We start from the raw sequence: 18,380 nt of genomic DNA, 5'->3' as shown, positions 1-18,380 counted from the left end.
AACCCAATCCGCGCAAACAAATATTCAGGCAGCTTAAAAGCGCGGATTCCCCTAAACCCCAATACCCGAATTTTTACCTTGAAACGGAAACCACCCCATGCGTAAAACGATTTTGCCTATCCTGCTGGCATTCTGCGGATTGGCGGCAAGCCAATTCGCGGCAGCCAACGAAAACATACTGCGCCGAGAGCACGCACAGCAAATGAACCGTATAGGGCACTGCATGCAGGTATATGGCAACGCTACATGCACCGACTATTCGCCAAGCAGCTCGTCATACAGGAGTTCGTCATACGACAGCCCGTCAGACAGCAGCTCATATACACCCCCCTCACCCGAAGAACTCGCCAGAATCAACAACTGGCTCCGTTTGAACGAAACACGCACCCCAAAACACTGCACCCCTGTTGCAGACCGCATGCAACGCTGCTGGGAAGGCAATTACCACCCGATGCCGGCCGACTCGAAGCACCCTGCAATCAGGCCGCTGGTCAAACTTTACACCCTTGATGACAAAGGCAACATACAGGGACACGAACTGGAATATTCCAGACAGACCAACAAACTGCTATGGACGACCTTTTATCGGGACGGCCAACCCAACCCCAAAGACTCGGCCGCATACAACTTCTACGACGCGCCCGCAGGCCAAGTCGGCATTACCAAAATAAGCGGCTCCGGCGGATGGTCGGGCAAGCAACGGATAACGGAAACTGCCGCGTCCCAAGCGCAAGGCCTGAGCGAACTCGGCCTGAAAAGCATGAACCTGCGCGATACGATGCACCCCGACGATTACAGACAGCTCCTCAAAGCGGAACAGCAAATCCGGCAGTTGGAGGATGAATTTAAACGCAAAGGAATAGACATCCGCTGATGAGGCCGTCTGAAAACTTAAATACGGTTCGGATTGATGAATCTGCAAACCGCAAGTCTAACCGGAACGTCAAGACACGGCCGAATGCGGGTCAAGGTTTCCCAACCGAACATTAAAAGGCCGTCTGAAACTTTTCAGACGGCCGCAAAAGCAAAACACCGAACATGGAAATGTTCGGTGTTTTTTGATAGGGCGGCGAGCCTAACCCCCGGCACTGACTTATCAGAGTGGGCTGCTGGCTTCCGCCCCTGACCCGTTGCTCCAACTCACCATGCGGGGAGACCCGCCATAAGAAGGCGCGGATTATAACCGTATTGCGGCAAAACACCAAGCGGTATTTTCCCTGCCCTGCTTTCTTCCGCCCTCATTGCAAACAAGCGGATTGTCTACAGTTTAGACTTGAAATAACATTGAAGTTACATTACATTACAAACCATCACAAATCCAGCCGGGCTTTCAGACGGCCTCAATAACAAAACGACGGCAAATGCCGCAACACGGACACCAAACCATGACGACTGCCACACAACAACGCATCCGCGAAATCCCCTACAACTACACTTCTTATTCCGACCGAGAAATCGTCGGCCGACTGTTGGGCGAAAAGGCTTGGCAGACGCTGGAAGATTTGCGCGGACGGCGCAGGACGGGGCGTTCGGCGCGGATGCTGTTTGAAGTATTGGGCGATATTTGGGCGGTGGTGCGCAATCCTTATCTGGTGGACGACCTGCTCGAACACACCCACCGCCGCGAAGCCCTGGTGCGCGAAATGCGCCACCGTTTGAACGAAATCCAAAAGCGGCGCGACGACGACCCGCAGGTGGGCGAGCTTTTGCAGGTGGCGGAAAACGCCGTGTCCGCCTTCGACGGCAGCTTCGAAGCCACGCGCAAAAAGCGGGCGCAGATTTTGGCTAAGCTGTCCAAACATACGAAAAAACACAATATTATGTTCGACGGGCTGGCGCGTGTAACGCACGTTACCGATGCGACCGACTGGCGCGTCGAATATCCTTTTGTCGTCGTCAATCCCGACACGGAAGCCGAAATCGCGCCCTTGGTGCGCGCGCTGATTGAGTTGGATTTGACGATTATCCCGCGCGGCGGCGGCACGGGTTATACCGGCGGCGCCGTGCCTTTGGATGCAAACAGTGCGGTCATCAATACGGAAAAGCTGGACAAGCATCGCGGCGTCGAATTTGTCGAACTGGCGGGCTTGGACGGCAAGCATCCGATTATCCATTGCGGCGCGGGCGTGGTAACGCGGCGGGTGGAAGAAACCGCACATCAGGCGGGTTTGGTGTTCGCCGTCGATCCGACTTCCGCTGATGCGTCCTGCGTGGGCGGCAATGTGGCGATGAACGCGGGCGGTAAAAAAGCCGTGCTGTGGGGGACGGCGTTGGACAACCTCGCCTACTGGCAGATGGTCAACCCGCAAGGCGAATGGCTGCGCATCGAGCGCGTGCGCCACAATTTCGGCAAAATCCACGACGAAGAAACCGCCGTGTTCGACGTTCACACGCTGGATTCAGACGGCATTAATGTCGTTAAAACCGAACGTTTGGAAATCCCCGGCCACAAATTCCGCAAAGTCGGTTTGGGCAAAGACGTTACCGACAAATTCTTGAGCGGCCTGCCCGGCGTGCAGAAAGAAGGTACGGACGGCATCATCACCAGCGTCGCTTTCGTGTTGCACAAAATGCCGAAACACACGCGCACCGTGTGTATGGAGTTTTTCGGTACAGTCGCCAACGCCACGCCTTCTATCGTCGAAATCCGCGATTTCCTGCTCGCCCACGACAGCGTGCGGCTGGCGGGTTTGGAGCATTTGGACTGGCGTTATGTCCGCGCCGTCGGCTACGCCACCAAAGCGGCAGGCAAGGGGCGGCCGAAAATGGTCTTGCTAGCGGACGTGGTTTCAGACGACGAAGCCGCCGTAGAGGCAGCAGCCGAACACATCTGCGAACTCGCCCGCGCCCGCGACGGCGAAGGCTTTATCGCCGTATCGCCCGAAGCGCGCAAAACCTTCTGGCTCGACCGCAGCCGCACCGCCGCCATCGCTAAACATACCAACGCCTTTAAAATCAATGAAGACGTGGTGATTCCGCTGGAACGGCTGGGCGAGTATTCGGACGGTATCGAGCGCATCAACATTGAGCTTTCTATCCAAAACAAACTCAAACTCTGTGCCGCTTTGGAACAATATCTGTCCGGCAAACTCCCCATCGACAAAATGGGCACGGACCTGCCGACCGCCGAACTTTTGGGCGAACGCGGCAAACACGCCCTTGCCCACGTTTCCGCCGTCAAAGAACGTTGGGACTGGTTGCTCGCCCATCTGGACACGCCGCTTGTCGACTACAAAGCCCGCTACGGCGCAACCGTCCATGCCGCGCCCGAAGCCAAAGACGACGAGAGCTGTTTCACCGCATTCCGCGACTTCCGTCTGCGCGTGTCCGTCAAAGAGGACGTAATGAAGCCGCTCGCCGAAATCTTCAGCGGCAAAACCGACACCAAAATCATCGAAGGCTTGGGCAAAATCCACGCCAAAACCGTACGCGGTCGCGTCTTCGTCGCCTTGCACATGCACGCCGGCGACGGCAACGTCCATACCAATATCCCTGTCAATTCCGACGACTACGAAATGCTGCAAACCGCGCATAAGGCCGTGGCGCGGATTATGAACATCGCCCGCAGCTTGAACGGCGTGATTTCGGGCGAGCACGGCATCGGCATCACCAAACTCGAATTCCTGTCGGACGAAGAAATGCAGCCCTTCTGGGACTACAAGGCCAAAGTCGATCCGCACGGCCGCTTCAACCGCCGCAAGCTGATGAAAGGCTCGGATTTACGTCATGCCTACACCCCGTCTTTCGAACTGCTGGGTGCGGAATCGCTGATTATGGAACAGTCCGATTTGGGCAAAATCACCGAATCGGTAAAAGACTGCCTGCGCTGCGGCAAATGCAAACCCGTCTGCTCCACCCACGTCCCGCGCGCCAACCTGCTGTACAGCCCGCGCAACAAAATCCTGGGCGTGGGGCTTTTGACCGAAGCCTTCCTGTACGAAGAACAAACCCGCCGCGGCGTATCGCTGAAACACTTCGACGAACTCAACGACGTGGCCGACCACTGCACCGTGTGCCACCGCTGCGTCAAACCCTGCCCCGTCAATATCGACTTCGGCGACGTAACCGTGGCCATCCGCAACCTGTTGAGAAAGGCGGGCAAACGCCACTTCAACCCCGCCGTATCCGCCGGACTGGCCTTTTTGAACGCCAAAGACCCGCGCGCCATCAACCTGATGCGCAAAGGCGTGGTTCAGGCGGGCTTCAAAATGCAGACCATGGGCTACGATTTGGCGAAAAAACTGCATTTGGGCGCGGACAGCCTGAAAAACGCGCCGAAAACCACGGTCGGCAAACCGTCCGTCAAAGAACAAGTCATCCACTTTGTGAACCGTCCGCTGCCGCGCCATGTGCCGCTGCAAACCGCCCGCGCCATGCTCGGCATCGAAGGCGACAAACACATCCCCATCATCCGCAACCCCGAACTGCCGGAAGATACCGAAGCCGTGTTCTACTTCCCCGGCTGCGGCTCGGAACGCCTGTTCTCCCAAGTCGGGCTGGCCACGCAGGCCATGCTGTGGCACGTCGGCGTGCAAACCGTGCTGCCGCCGGGCTACCTGTGCTGCGGTTATCCGCAAAACGCCCACGGCGATGCCGACAAAGCGGACAAAATGGTTACCGACAACCGCGTCCTGTTCCACCGCATGGCCAATACCTTGAATTATCTCGACATTAAAACCGTCGTCGTCTCCTGCGGAACCTGTTACGACGCGCTGGCCGAATACCGCTTCGAAGAAATCTTCCCCGGCTGCCGCATCATCGACATCCACGAATTTTTGCTGGAAAAAGGCGTGAAACTGCAAGGCATACAAGGCACGCAATACCTGTACCACGACCCCTGCCACACGCCGATAAAAACCATGAACCCGACCAAACTGGCGGGCGAACTGCTGGGCAAAGACGTGGTATTGAGCGACCGCTGCTGCGGCGAATCGGGAATGTTCGCCACCAAACGCCCCGACATCGCCAGCCAGGTGAAATTCCGCAAACAGGAAGAAATCGAGAAAAACCTGACACAGCTCCCGCCCGCCGAACAGGTGAAAATCATCACCACCTGCCCGGCCTGTATGCAGGGTTTGAGCCGCTACGAAGAAGACAACAACATCAAAGCCGACTACATCGTCATTGAAATGGCGCGCGGCATTTTGGGCGAAACCTGGCAGGACGATTTCGTGCAAAAAGCGAAAAACGGCGGCGTGGAACAAGTGTTGCTGTAAGGCTGGAAAAGTTTTCAGACGGCCTCTAAAGGCCGTCTGAAACCATATCCCCAAACAGCGGATATAACTTCATGCCTCCATCGCCGAATCGCGAAAATCAGTTGGACGGATACCCGAACCTTTCAGACGGCCTAGAAGGCCGTCTGAAAAATACCGCATCCGAAAAAACATGCCGGCCAACCGCCGATAGGCGAAACCGAACCTCCCGCCGAATGCCCGCACCTTTCCGACCGATTTCACGACAGCAATCCGCCTATCAGGCCAAACTCATAAACGCATAACAGAAGCATCCCACTGCCGCCTTCCGTGCCAACCCAAAACACGGCGGCCGTTACGGCAGGTTTCCCTGCCAAAGCCGCAATGTGGCAAAACCTGTGTTCAAACCGAAGCACCATTCATCACCCCGGCCAAACCCGATCGACCGACCTTTCAGACGGCCCCTCCGTTATAAGCAAATAAAAAACCGTTCCTTCGCCGGCAGCGCAATCGACGGGACAATGTCGGCTATCCCGAAAACAATAATACCGCCGCCATGAAACCGAAATTTTGGCAAATGCCGCCGCCCGACCAAACCACACCGGCCCGATTGCCCGAAAAAATCCGCCTGCTCGACCAACGCCTCGGACAAATCGCGCAACGCTTCCCCCAAGCCGTTTTCGCCTCCAGCCTGGCGGCGGAAGACATGATCGTTACCCACCGAATCGCCGCCGCCGACCTGCCGATTGCCGTCGTCACCCTCGACACCGGCTGCCTCAACGCCGAAACGCGGACACTGATCGCGCAAGTCCGCCGCCGCTACCCGCACATCCGCTTCACCGTCTTTCATCCGCAGCCCGAAGAGGCCGCACGCTTCGTCGCCGAATACGGCGCAGGCGCAATGTACGAAAGCATAGAATTGCGCAAACAATGCTGCCACATCCGAAAAGTCGAGCCGCTCAACCGCGCCCTCGCCGCCGCCCCCGCCTGGCTGACCGGCCAGCGGCGTAGCCAATCGGTTACGCGCGGAGACCTGCCGTTTGAGGAAACCGACCACGCCCGCGGCATCGCCAAATTCAACCCGATTTTCGACTGGCAGGACGACGACGTTTGGGCCTATGCGCAAACCACCGACCTGCCGTTAAACGCCCTCTACAACCAAGGCTACCCCAGCATAGGCTGCGAACCCTGCACCCGTCCGGTGAAATGGGACGAAGACATCCGCGCCGGACGCTGGTGGTGGGAAAGCAAAGACAGCAAGGAATGCGGCCTGCACAAATAAAGCCGCCCCACCCTTCCGTCCGAACAGGCAAAGGCTTATCATGCCGCCGTTTTCCTTATCCGTTCAAACGGCCTCATCATGCCCCGCAGCCGACGACTCCTCTCCCTGCTCGACCTGCTCCGCCGCCGGCACGGTCCCGTTACCGCCGAAACGCTGGCGCAGCAGTTATCGGTGAGCACGCGCACGGTGTACCGCGACATTGCCCAATTATGCGCGCAAGGCGCCGACATACGCGGCGAGGCCGGGCTGGGTTTCGTATTACATACCGATTTGGGGCTGCCGCCGCTGATGTTCGACAAACCGGAAATCGAAGCACTGGTATTCGGAATGCGCTGGGTGGCCGCAAACGGAGACGACGGCCTGGCCGCCGATGCCAAATCTGTGCTGGCGAAAATCGATGCCGTGCTGCCCGGCCATTTAAGGGAACACCTCAACACGCAGGCACTTTATCCCCGCCCGTGCCAAACCTATCCGTTTACGCCGCAGGAAAGCGAAACGCTGTCCGCCATCCGCACCGCCCTGCGCGGCAACCGCATCCTTTCGTTCGACTATACCGATGCCCAAGGCCGCCCTACCCGCCGCAGCGTCAGACCGTTGGCGGTCGGCTATTTTCCCGACGCCTGCCTGCTGGCGGCATGGTGCGAAAAGCGGCGGGATTTCCGCCACTTCCGCACCGACCGCATGTCAAACCTGAGCATCGGCGACACCTTCCCCGTTCCGCGCATGGTGCTGCTGCGCGAATGGCAGCGGCAGGAAGATTTGGATTTGTCGGTGTTTGAGATTTAGAAACCTATTTTTCAGACGGCCTCAAAGCCGTAACAGGCCGTCTGAAAGACCGTAACCCGTATTGATTTTCGACCGCCGTGGTTCCATCATAGCCGGCTTGCTTCATCTTTGATGCGGCTATTGATTGAATCCCGTCATTCCCGCGCAGGTGGGAATCCAGGATGTGGAATGTGGGAAACTTTTTCTCTCAGCAGGTTTCCGTACGGGCAAGCCTCAATTCCCGCCTGCGCGGAAATGGCAAAAAACGAAACATCAAAACAGGCCGTCTGAAAAAGCCTGCTGACAAAAATTGACGCGCCCTGCCTGTATCATGAGTCTTTTCAACCCCGCAGGAGAAAAACCATGCACCGTTTCACGCTCTACACCCACCCTTATTCCCGCGGCACCAACGTAGTCTGGATGCTGAAAGAATGCGGCGCGCAATACGACGTCAAACTGATTCCGTTCGGCGAAGCCATGAAATCCGCCGACTATCTGGCAGTCAATCCGATGGGCAAAGTTCCCGCACTCAAAGCAGACGGCACCGTGCTGACCGAAACCGCCGCCATCATCACCTTTCTGGCCGAGCAGTTTCCCGACAAACACCTGATTCCGGCCGCCGATTCGTTGGCACGCGGCGAGTTCTACCGCTGGCTGTGTTTCTCCATCCACCTCGAATACGCCGGATTCGACAAAATCCACCGTGTACAGGACAGCGAACAGCGGCGCAAGGACACAGGCTACGGTGATTTCGACACTGCCTTCGCCACCCTGCGCGCCCATCTGGCCAAACACGACTTTATCGTCGGCAACCGCTTTTCCGCACTCGATGTATATTTCACCGGCCTGCTGATCCACTTTATCCGCACCATACCGAAACGCGGCATACCCCCGGTTTTCGTAACGGACGAACCGGTCTTCTCCGCCTATATCAACCGCCACACCGCCCGCCCCGCCTTTGCCGAAACGATGGCTTGGGCGCAACAGGCCGCAGCGGAATTGGAAAAACAGGCTTGAGGCCGTCTGAAAACAATTTTTCGCCACACTTATCCGACATAAAACGGGGGTTTCCAAACAGAAACCCCCGTTTCACATATCGGCATCACTATGAATCCGTATGCGGCGGAACGCAAAAATTTCCCACCGCAGCCTGAAACAACGTTTTCAGACGGCCTGTCCGCATTTAAAATGGCGTTTTTTCTCCGGCAGCCATCCATGACAGCACAAATCGGCATCGACTTGGGCACCACCAACAGCCTGATTGCCCAATTCATCAACGGCGAAACCCGCCTGATTCCCAACCGGCTCGGCCATTTCCTGACCCCCTCCGTCGTCAGCATAGGCGACGACGGGAAAATCCTAGTCGGCCTCGCCGCACGCGAACGCCTGCGCACCGCGCCGCAGTCCACCGCCTCGGCCTTCAAACGCTTTATGGGCACGGACAAAACCTTCAAACTCGGCAACAAAACCTTCCGCGCCGAAGAACTGTCCGCCCTCCTGCTGCGCAGCCTGAAGGAAGACGCGGAAGCGTTTTTGGGCGAACCTGTGGACGAGGCCGTCATCACCGTGCCGGCCTATTTCAACGCCATCCAACGGCAGGCCACGCGCAATGCGGCGCAAATGGCCGGGCTGAACGTCCTGCGCCTGCTGAACGAACCGACCGCCGCCGGCCTGGCCTACGGCCTGCAGGAAAAGCCCGACGACACCCGTTTCCTGATTTACGACTTGGGCGGCGGCACGTTCGACGTATCCGTTTTGGACTATTTCGACGGCGTGGTGCAAGTATCCGCCAGTGCGGGCGACAACCATTTGGGCGGCGAAGACTTCGTACAGATATTGCGCCAATGCTTCCTGCGCCAATGCAAAGAACTGAGCGATGCCGAACGCGCCAAACTAAGCGACAGCAGCGAACTGTGGCAGGCTCTGGAAACCGCAAAACGGAAACTGGGCGAAGAAATGCAGGCCGAAATCGCAGTCAATGTCGGCGGCCGCATCGTTTCCGCCGTCATTGCCCGCAACGAATTTTACGAAGCCGCCAAGCCCCTGCTGACCCGCCTGCGCCAGCCGCTCGAACGCGCCCTGCGCGATGCCAGGCTACACCCCGACCAAATCGACAGCATCATCCTGGTAGGCGGTGCCACACGCATGCCGCTCATCCGCCAAACCATCGCCCAACTGTTCCGCCGCATCGCCAACGTTTCCGTCAATCCCGACGAAGCCATCGCGCGCGGGGCGGCGGTTCAGGCGGCCTTAATCGCACGCGACGAAAGCGTGGACGAAGTAGTTTTAACCGACGTCATGCCCTTCTCGCTCGGCATCGAAACCAGCACCGACCTGGGCAACGGCGAACGCGCCTACGGCATTTTCAGCCCGATTATCGAACGCAACATGCCCGTACCCGTATCGCGCGAAGAACGCTACAGCACGGCATCCGACAACCAGACCGAAATCGAACTGCGCGTCTTGCAGGGCGAATCGGTTGCCGCCAAAGACAACCTCGAACTCGGCCGCCTGACCGTCAAAATCCCCCCGCGCCCCGAAGGCGAAGTGTATATCGACGTTCGGTTCAGCTACGACATCAACGGCCTACTGGACGTGGATGTCCGCAACAGCGAGTTCGACATCTCCGCCAACCAAACCTTCCGCCACAACAGCGTAAACCTTTCCGAAGAGGAAATCCAAGCCTCACTGAAAAAACTGGCCGCACTGAAAATCCACCCGCGCGACCAGCAGGAAAACATTTACCTGCTGGAAAAAGGCAAACGCCTGTATGAAGAACACCTCGGCGACCAACGGCAGATCATCGGCCACCGCATCATGATATTCGAACGCATCCTGGAATCGCAGGACCACGCCCAAATCCGCCGCGCGCAAAGCGAATTTGCCGAATTCCTCAGCCACTACGACGGCGGCTGGCTGCTGTAACCGCCTGCACGCCGACAGCAAAACAGGCCGTCTGAAAACCCGGCCCGTTTTACCCCTCCACCTCAACCGAAAGAAAGTACCGCCATGAAACTCTTGAAAACCGTCCCCCTGCTGTTAAGCCTGGCCGTTGCCACCGCGCAAGCCGCCGACGTCAATCCGCATCCGCAAAGCTTCGGTACCTGGCACGATGCGGACGGCGGAAACTTCGTCATCAACAAAAACGGCTTTAAAGAATTTGCCCATGTATCCGCCGAGTGCGGCCAAAAAAGCAAAGGTTATGTGCATGAAAGCTCTTGGATAAGCGGCAAAGAACTGGCCAAAAGCATCCGCGAAAGCATCGAAATCGAAGACTCGGACAATAAAGCATACGGTAGCGAAATGAACGCGGTACTGAAAACCATCCGCCCCAATAAAAAATACCTGCGCATCGACGTGGCACTCAGTTGCAGCGACGGCATGGAATCCTTTATCCAGCTCGACAAAAACAACGCCCTGCGCAGCACCACCGCGCCCGACGAATTTTTCCGCCGCGCCAAACGGGTGAAATAAACCGACAGGCCGTCTGAAAAGATTGCGAAAGCATCCGGGCAGCCCGCCTTTCATTCCGACGGCGGCTGCCCGGATGTTTTCAGACGGCCAACCAATAGCGCAACGCCGCCAACAGCAGCGACATCGAAACGCAAACCCAGGCCGCGGTTTTCGCCGCCCTGTGCACCGCCTGCCGGTAACCGTCCGGCAACAGCCGCACAACCGCCAAAGCAATCAAAGCGGCAAACAAAAAGAACTTCAATAAAAAAGAAACATGCATCCGGCAAGAAAGGCCGTCTGAAACAGCCATGCAAAAACAAAAGCCGTTATAATACGGCCTTTTCCCTCTCCCGCGCACACGTTATGACCGCCGCCGACAGCATAGGGCTGGTAACGCCCGAAAAAATCCCGTTCGAACAGCCGCTTGTCCTGCAAAACGGCCAAACCCTGCCGCACTTCGATTTGATGGTGGAAACCTACGGCACGCTCAACGCCGACAAATCCAACGCCGTATTGGTCTGCCACGCCCTCTCCGGCGACCACCACGTCGCCGGCCGCCACCACCCCGACGACAAACACCCCGGCTGGTGGGACAGCATGGTCGGCCCCGGCAAACCCGTGGACACCAACCGCTTCTTCGTTATCGGGCTCAACAACCTGGGCGGCTGCGCCGGCAGCACCGGCCCGTTGAGCACCAACCCCGAAAACGGACAGGAATACGGCGCGGACTTCCCCGTCGTTACCGTAAAAGACTGGATCAACAGCCAAGCTCTGCTGGCCGACCGCTTCGGCATCCGCCAATGGGCGGCCGTCATCGGCGGCAGCTTGGGCGGCATGCAGGCACTGCAATGGGCGATAGACTACCCCGACCGCGTGCGGCACGCGCTGGTGATTGCCTCCGCCACCCGCCTGTCGGCGCAAAACATCGCCTTCAACGACGTTGCCCGCCAAGCCATCATCACCGACCCCGACTTCCACGAAGGCCACTACCGCCGCTTCAACACCATCCCGCGCCGCGGGCTGCGCATCGCCCGCATGATGGGGCACATCACCTACCTGGCCGAAGAAGGCCTGGGCAGGAAATTCGGCCGCAGCCTGCACGACGGCATACGCTACGGCTACGGCGTAGAGTTCGAAATCGAATCCTACCTGCGCTATCAGGGCGACAAATTTGCTGAACGCTTCGATGCCAACACCTACCTGCGGATGACCAAAGTGCTGGACTACTTCAGCCCCGCCGCCGCCTTCGGCAACGACCTCGTTGCGGCACTGCGGCAGACCAAGGCCAAATTCTTCGTCGCCAGCTTCACCACCGACTGGCGTTTCGCCACCGCACGCTCGCGCGCACTGGTCAAACACCTCGTCAAAGCCGGGCGCGACGTACAATACATCGAGGTCGAATCCAATCACGGCCACGATGCCTTCCTGATGACCGACCGCCCCTATATCGCCGCCGTGGCCGCATATATGGACAACGTTTACAAGGAGTTGCAGGCATGAACAATCTGCGCGACGATTTACGGCTGATTTACGACTGGATACCGGCCGGCAGCCGCGTACTCGACCTCGGCTGCGGCCGCGGCGAACTGCTGTCCGCACTGGTTCGGGAAAAACAATGCACCGGCTACGGCGTGGAAATCGACACCGAAGGCGTGCTGGCTTCCATCGCCAACGGCATCAACGTCATACAGGCCGACTTGGAACAAGGCCTGCAGGATTTCGACGACGACAGCTTCGACATCATCATCTTGAGCCAAACCATACAGGCGATGCAGAACACCGAAAACATCCTGCGCGACCTGACCCGCGTCGCCAAACAAGCCGTCGTCTCCTTCCCCAACTTCGGCTACTGGCGCAACCGCCTGCAAATCGCACTGGGCGGCCACATGCCCGTCAGCGAACGCATGCCCTACCAGTGGTACAACACCCCCAACATCCACTGGTGCACCCTGCAGGACTTCGACGCACTGTGCGCGAAAAACAACATCCGCGTCCTCGAACGCGCCGTCATGACCGCAGGCAAACGAATCGAAACCCTGCCCAACCTCATGGGTAGCCTGGCATTTTACCGCGTCGGCTAAACCGCCCCGCCGCCCCATCCATACCGGAGAGGCCGTCTGAAAAGCACGGAATGCCTTTTCAGACGGCCTCGGAGATTTTTTATGGCATACCAAGTACTCGCCCGCAAATGGCGGCCGAAAACCTTCGCCGACCTCGTCGGACAGGAACACGTCGTCAAAGCCCTGCGCAACGCCCTGGAAAAAGGCCGCCTGCACCACGCCTACCTGCTCACCGGCACGCGCGGCGTGGGCAAAACCACCATCGCCCGCATCCTCGCCAAAAGCCTCAACTGCGAACACCCCGAAGAAGGCGAACCCTGCGGCCAATGCCAATCCTGCCGCGACATCGACGCCGGCCGCTTCGTCGACCTGCTCGAAATCGACGCCGCCTCCAACACCGGCATCGACAACATCCGCGAAGTACTCGAAAACGCCCAATACGCCCCGACCGCCGGCAAATACAAAGTCTACATCATCGACGAAGTGCACATGCTCTCCAAAAGCGCGTTCAACGCCATGCTCAAAACCCTGGAAGAGCCGCCCGAGCACGTCAAATTCATCCTCGCCACCACCGACCCGCACAAAGTCCCCGTTACCGTACTCAGCCGCTGCCTGCAATTCGTCCTGCGCAACATGACCACCCAACAAGTGGCCGACCACCTCGCACACGTCCTCGACAGCGAACAAATCCCCTACGAAACCCCCGCCCTCGCCCTGCTCGGCCGCGCCGCCGCAGGCTCCATGCGCGACGCACTCAGCCTGCTCGACCAAGCCATCGCCATGGGATCGGGCAAAGTGGTCGAACAAGACGTGCGCCAAATGATAGGCGCGGTGGACAAACGCTACCTCTACGAACTGCTGCAAAGCATCGCCGGCCAAAACGGCGCGGCCCTGATGAACCAGGCACGGGAAATGGCCGAACGCGCCGTCGGCTTCGACAACGCCCTGAGCGAACTCGCCCTCCTGCTGCAACGCATCGCCCTGCTGCAAACCGTACCCGCCGCCGTACCCGCCGACGACCCCGAATATCCCGCCCTCAAACACCTCGCGGCACAACTGGGCGGCGAACAAATCCAGCTCTACTACCAATGCGCCATCCATGGCAAACAAGACCTCGGCCTCGCCCCCGACGAATACGCAGGCTTCGTCATGACCCTCCTGCGCATGCTGGCCTTCGCCCCCTTGGCCGCCCCGCCGCAGTACACCGGCGCGCAAATTGACGGCAGCGGGCTGCACACCCCGTCCGCAGCCCCCGCAAAGCAAACGCCGTCTGAAAACCTGCCTGCCTTTCAGACGGCCTCCACCGACACAGCACCCGCCCAAACGGCAGCCGCCACAAGCGACGACAACACCCCGCCGTGGCAGGAAACTGCAACAAATGTATCGCCAACCCGACTTTCAGACGGCCGCCACCCGTCGGAAGACGACAGGCCGTCTGAACACACGTCCGACCAAACAGCAACCGCCACCACAAACAACGACGACACCCCGCCGTGGCAGGAATCCGCCGCAAACACGCCGCAAACACGCCTTTCAGACGGCCTCCACCCGTCAGAAAAAGACAGGCCGTCTGAACACACGCCCGACCAAACGGTAACCGCCACAAGCGACGACGGCACCCCGCCGTGGCAGGAATCCGCCGCGAACGTCTCGCAAACCCAACTTTCAGACGGCCTCCACCCGTCAGAAGACAACAGGCCGTCCGAACACACCCTGCCCGCCAGTCCCGAAGCCTGGCAGTTGGAAGAAAGCGCGCCCTTCGACGACATTCCGCCCGCCGACGAATACGCTTACTACGGCGACGACATCCTCCCGCCCCTGCCGCAGGACGAAGGCATGGAAACAGGAGAAACCGGACATGAAGAAGGCGAAGACGAGGGCGAAAACGCGGACGACTTCACCCCCCTGCCCGAACTGAACGCCGCCAACTGGCATGCCGTCATCAAACGCCTCGGCAAACGGCTGGGTGCCGCGCAAATGCTGGCCGACCACATGGCCTGGACGAAAGACGACACCGCCGCCAACCGCATCCTGTTCGCCCTCAACGGCAACAGCCAGACCACCACCACCAAAGAATATTTCGACAAAATCAGCCAAACGCTGGCCGATGCCTACAACCGCCCCGGCCTGAGCATCCAAACCCAAGCCTGGCAGGACGGTGCGGGCTGGGAAACCCCGGCCATGCGCCGCGTCCGCCTGCAACACGAAGGCCGCGAGGAAGCACGCGGCCGGCTGGAAAACGACCCCGCCTGCCGCCGCCTGATGGCCGGACTCGAAGCGGCGGGCTGGGAAGCGGAAAGCCTGCAACTGGCGGAAAACCTCGAAAACTGATTTCCCGTCCGCCGCCCACCCGCAGCGGACAACCCTTTATCTTTAACCCTCAACACACAGGAGCATAAAACCATGTTTGGAAAAGCAGGACTGGGCGGCCTCATGCAGCAAGCCCAAAAAATGCAGGAAAATATGAAAAAAGCCCAAGCCGAGCTGGCCGTTACCGAAGTAAACGGCGAAGCGGGCAACGGCCTGGTTAAAGTCGTCATGACCTGCAACCACGAAGTCAAAAGCATCAGCATCAGCCCCGACCTGATTGCCGAAGCGGCCGAAGACAAAGAAATGCTGGAAGATTTGGTATTGGCTGCGGTAAACGCCGCCCACGAAGCCGCCGAAGACCTCACCTCGTCCACCATGGGCAAATTCACCCAAGGCCTGCCCGGCGGCATCGGCGACTTCTTCAAATAATTTTCAGACGGCCTCCATGCCGCCCGAAGATAAAAAGGCCGTCTGAAACTTTCAGACGGCCTTTCCTTTAACTTAACTTCAATAAAACAAAAACTTGCTTAAATGCATATCCCAACCCGCCCCGGAAAATATTGCCGGCCGCCCTCTTGGCATTGCGGGATTCTGCCGACTGAAATAGAATGCACCCGTTTTTTAGAGTTTAGTCTCTAAACTCAACCCCAACTGATTACATCAGGATTTATCAAAGGACAACCATGACCACCCCATTCGTTCAGCAAAACAGCTACACCAAAGAAGAACTCTTAGCCTGCGGGCGCGGCGAACTTTTCGGCGCGGGCAATGCCCAACTGCCGCTGCCGAACATGCTGATGATAGACCGCATCCTCGACATCAACAGCACCGGCGGCAAATACGGCAAAGGCGAAATCGTCGCCGAATTGGACATCAACCCCGACTTGTGGTTCTTCGGCTGCCATTTCGAAGGCGACCCCGTCATGCCCGGCTGCTTGGGCTTGGACGCCATGTGGCAATTAGTGGGCTTCTATTTGGGCTGGACGGGCGCGCCGGGACGTGGCCGCGCACTGGGCTGCGCCGAAGTGAAATTCAGCGGCCAAGTATTGCCGAAACACAAAAAAATCACCTACCACATCCACATCAAACGCGTGATGAACAGCAAACTGGTGCTGGGCATCGCCGACGCCGAAATGAGCGTGGACGGCCGCAAAATCTATGAAGGCAACGGCCTGCGCGTCGGCCTGTTCACATCTACCGACGACTTCTAACCATTTGCAACGGCAAAAGGCCGTCTGAAAAAAGCGTTCAGACGGCCGCCATTAAGGAGTATCCACTATGAAACGAGTAGTCGTAACCGGTATCGGCATCGTATCTAGCCTGGGCAACAACTGCCGCGAAGTGCTCGAATCGCTGAAAAACCTGAAATCCGGCATTTCCTTTGACGAAAGCTACCGCGAAATGGGGCTGCGTTCAAACGTGGCAGGCAACATCAAAATCGACACCAAAGAACACATCGACCGCAAAATCCTGCGCTTTATGGGCGACGCGGCGGCCTATGCCTACATCGCCATGAAAGAAGCCATCGCCAACGCCGACCTCACTGAAGGGCAGGTTTCCAACATCCGCACCGGCATCGTAACCGGCAGCGGCGGCGCGTCTTCCGCCTCGCAAGTGGAAGCCGCCGACACCCTGCGTGCCAGCGGCGTGAAGCGCATCGGCCCCTACGGCGTAACCAAAACCATGGCCTCCACCGTAGCCGCCTGCTTGGCTACCCCTTTTAAAATCAAAGGTGTGAACTATTCCATCAGCTCTGCCTGCTCCACTTCCGCCCACTGCATCGGCCACGCCGCCGAACTGATTCAGCTTGGCAAACAAGACATCGTGTTTGCCGGCGGCGGCGAAGAAGTGTCTTGGCAGATGAGTTCCCTGTTCGATGCGATGGGTGCGTTATCGAGCAAATACAACGACACGCCTGAACAGGCCAGCCGCGCCTATGATGCCGACCGCGACGGTTTCGTGATTTCCGGCGGCGGCAGCATCTTGGTGATGGAAGAATATGAACACGCCAAAGCGCGCGGTGCGAACATCCTGTGCGAACTGACCGGCTATGGCGCGACTTCCGACGGTTACGACATGGTTCAACCTTCCGGCGAAGGCGCGGTGCGCTGTATGCAGATGGCACTGGCGCAGCACGGCGGCAAAGTCGATTACATCAACGCCCACGGCACTTCCACGCCGGTCGGCGACACCAAAGAACTGGGTGCCATCCGCGAAGTGTTCGCCGGACAAGAAATCCCGCTCATCAGCTCCACCAAATCGCTTTCCGGCCACGCCCTAGGCGCGGCAGGTTCGAACGAAGCGATTTACTCGATTCTGATGATGCAGAACGATTTTGCCTGCGCCAGCGCGAACATCCGAAACTTGGACGAACAAGCCGAAGGCCTGCCGATTCTGCGCGAAAACCGCGAGATGAAGCTCAACGCGGTGATGTCCAACAGCTTCGGCTTCGGCGGCACCAATGCCACGCTGATTTTCAGCCGCGTCGATTAACCGTTGCCCCCGCTTGGTTTGAAATAAAAGAAAGCCTGCACGAGATGCAGGCTTTTTCACATTTCGAGGCCGTCTGAAAATTTATACCTGTGCAAACAAGCGGTTTTCAGACAGCCTCAACTTCTAAAATAAAACCCTGCTTCATCTTCGCAACGGCGTATCTGCCAACCGTAAACCGATTCAAGCAAGTCGGGGTGCATCACTTCGCCCACCTTGCCTGATGCAACGACTTTTCCCCTATTCATCAAAATAATATGTTCCGCATAACGCGCGGCGAGGTTTAAATCGTGCAATACCATCATTGATGAGGCACGGTTTGAATACCCTACCAAATACTGCATCAGGCGGTGTTGGTGGCGGATATCAAGATGGTTGCACGGTTCGTCCAAAAGCAAGACCGGCGCATTTTGCAACAGGGCGCGGATGATGTTGGCGCGTTGCTGTTCGCCGCCTGAGAGCTTGCCGATGCGCTTATCCGCCAAGGCCGTCAAATCAAAATAATCGAGCAACTCGTCCGCCCATTCATGATTCAGACGGCCTTTTTGTACGAATGACGCCAACTCAATGTATTCGCGTACGGTCATCGGCATGTTGTAACGGCCATGCTGCCCGACCCATGCCACCCTGCCCGCGCGGATTTGCGGCGCAACGGCCTCACCGAAAAGCGTGATTTTCCCCTGCCCTGTTTGCCCGATTAAGACACGCAGCAAAGTGGATTTGCCCGCACCATTCGGACCGATAATGACGGTCATGCCCGAAGGTATATCCAGTTGATCGATTTCAAGCAGGGTTTTGTCTTGGACGCAGACGGAAAGATTACGGATT

General features: G+C 58.1%; 14 protein-coding genes, 1 other RNA gene and 1 pseudogene. 13 read left to right on the top strand and 3 right to left on the bottom strand.

The genetic code is table 11. From position 1 onward, the window contains the following. Window positions 1-97: 97 nt before the first annotated feature. On the top strand, window positions 98-874 hold the full coding sequence (locus tag BM261_RS07955) for a hypothetical protein (RefSeq protein ID WP_074897221.1): 777 nt from the start codon (window positions 98-100) through the stop codon (window positions 872-874). 191 nt (window positions 875-1,065) lie between these two features. On the opposite strand, the gene ffs is transcribed toward BM261_RS07955, so the two are convergent. Beyond that, an RNA gene (gene ffs / locus BM261_RS07950) (signal recognition particle sRNA small type) lies at window positions 1,066-1,162 on the bottom strand. A gap of 223 nt (window positions 1,163-1,385) precedes the next feature. Between ffs and BM261_RS07945 the strand changes: the two genes are divergently transcribed. From BM261_RS07945 to BM261_RS07920, 6 genes are all read left to right on the top strand, one after another. Beyond that, window positions 1,386-5,216 carry a DUF3683 domain-containing protein gene (locus BM261_RS07945; protein WP_074897332.1) on the top strand — a complete coding sequence of 1,277 codons (3,831 nt, stop codon included), beginning with the start codon at window positions 1,386-1,388 and terminating at the stop codon, window positions 5,214-5,216. A gap of 532 nt (window positions 5,217-5,748) precedes the next feature. Next, window positions 5,749-6,474, top strand: a complete 726-nt coding sequence (locus BM261_RS07940; RefSeq protein WP_074897219.1) for a phosphoadenylyl-sulfate reductase — start codon at window positions 5,749-5,751, stop codon at window positions 6,472-6,474. Between the two features lie 78 nt (window positions 6,475-6,552). Beyond that, window positions 6,553-7,260, top strand: coding sequence for a helix-turn-helix transcriptional regulator (locus BM261_RS07935; RefSeq protein WP_074897217.1), 708 nt, complete (start codon window positions 6,553-6,555; stop codon window positions 7,258-7,260). Window positions 7,261-7,602: 342 nt separating this feature from the next. Next, a complete protein-coding gene (locus BM261_RS07930) occupies window positions 7,603-8,256 on the top strand; it encodes a glutathione S-transferase family protein (RefSeq protein WP_074897215.1) in 654 nt (217 codons plus the stop codon). Window positions 8,257-8,454: 198 nt separating this feature from the next. Beyond that, entirely contained in the window at window positions 8,455-10,164 is a 1,710-nt protein-coding gene (locus BM261_RS07925) for a molecular chaperone HscC (protein WP_074897330.1), read from the top strand. Window positions 10,165-10,248: 84 nt separating this feature from the next. Then, entirely contained in the window at window positions 10,249-10,713 is a 465-nt protein-coding gene (locus BM261_RS07920; RefSeq protein ID WP_074897213.1) for a hypothetical protein, read from the top strand. Window positions 10,714-10,792: 79 nt separating this feature from the next. Here the strand turns inward: BM261_RS07920 and BM261_RS07915 are convergent, their stop codons facing one another. After that, window positions 10,793-10,942, bottom strand: a complete 150-nt coding sequence (locus tag BM261_RS07915; protein ID WP_240317866.1) for a protein MIGRI — start codon at window positions 10,940-10,942, stop codon at window positions 10,793-10,795. 113 nt (window positions 10,943-11,055) lie between these two features. Between BM261_RS07915 and metX the strand changes: the two genes are divergently transcribed. From metX to fabB, 6 genes are all read left to right on the top strand, one after another. Beyond that, window positions 11,056-12,192, top strand: coding sequence for a homoserine O-succinyltransferase MetX (metX, locus tag BM261_RS07910; RefSeq protein WP_074897209.1), 1,137 nt, complete (start codon window positions 11,056-11,058; stop codon window positions 12,190-12,192). Then, window positions 12,189-12,773 (top strand): methionine biosynthesis protein MetW, encoded by a 585-nt coding sequence (gene metW / locus BM261_RS07905; protein WP_049253331.1) that lies wholly within the window; start codon window positions 12,189-12,191, stop codon window positions 12,771-12,773. The genes metX and metW overlap by 4 nt, the downstream gene beginning before the upstream one ends. Window positions 12,774-12,854: 81 nt before the next feature. After that, window positions 12,855-15,083 (top strand): DNA polymerase III subunit gamma/tau, encoded by a 2,229-nt coding sequence (dnaX, locus tag BM261_RS07900; RefSeq protein WP_074897207.1) that lies wholly within the window; start codon window positions 12,855-12,857, stop codon window positions 15,081-15,083. Between the two features lie 72 nt (window positions 15,084-15,155). After that, window positions 15,156-15,491, top strand: coding sequence for a YbaB/EbfC family nucleoid-associated protein (locus BM261_RS07895; protein WP_003772128.1), 336 nt, complete (start codon window positions 15,156-15,158; stop codon window positions 15,489-15,491). Window positions 15,492-15,745: 254 nt separating this feature from the next. Further along, window positions 15,746-16,273, top strand: a complete 528-nt coding sequence (fabA, locus tag BM261_RS07890) for a 3-hydroxyacyl-[acyl-carrier-protein] dehydratase FabA (RefSeq protein WP_070453854.1) — start codon at window positions 15,746-15,748, stop codon at window positions 16,271-16,273. A gap of 67 nt (window positions 16,274-16,340) precedes the next feature. Beyond that, window positions 16,341-17,555: a beta-ketoacyl-ACP synthase I gene (fabB, locus tag BM261_RS07885; RefSeq protein ID WP_074897204.1), complete on the top strand. Its 1,215-nt coding sequence runs from the start codon at window positions 16,341-16,343 to the stop codon at window positions 17,553-17,555. A 116-nt stretch (window positions 17,556-17,671) separates the two neighbouring features. Here fabB and BM261_RS07880 read toward each other — a convergent pair. Further along, a pseudogene (locus BM261_RS07880) lies at window positions 17,672-18,340 on the bottom strand (ABC transporter ATP-binding protein); the annotation flags it as partial. Window positions 18,341-18,380: the final 40 nt, after the last annotated feature.

Origin of the sequence: Neisseria elongata subsp. elongata (assembly GCF_900113545.1) — a bacterium.
GTDB lineage: Bacteria > Pseudomonadota > Gammaproteobacteria > Burkholderiales > Neisseriaceae > Neisseria > Neisseria elongata.
The sequence above is the reverse complement of the archived record's forward strand: the minus strand, read 5'-3'. Positions and strand labels throughout refer to the sequence as shown.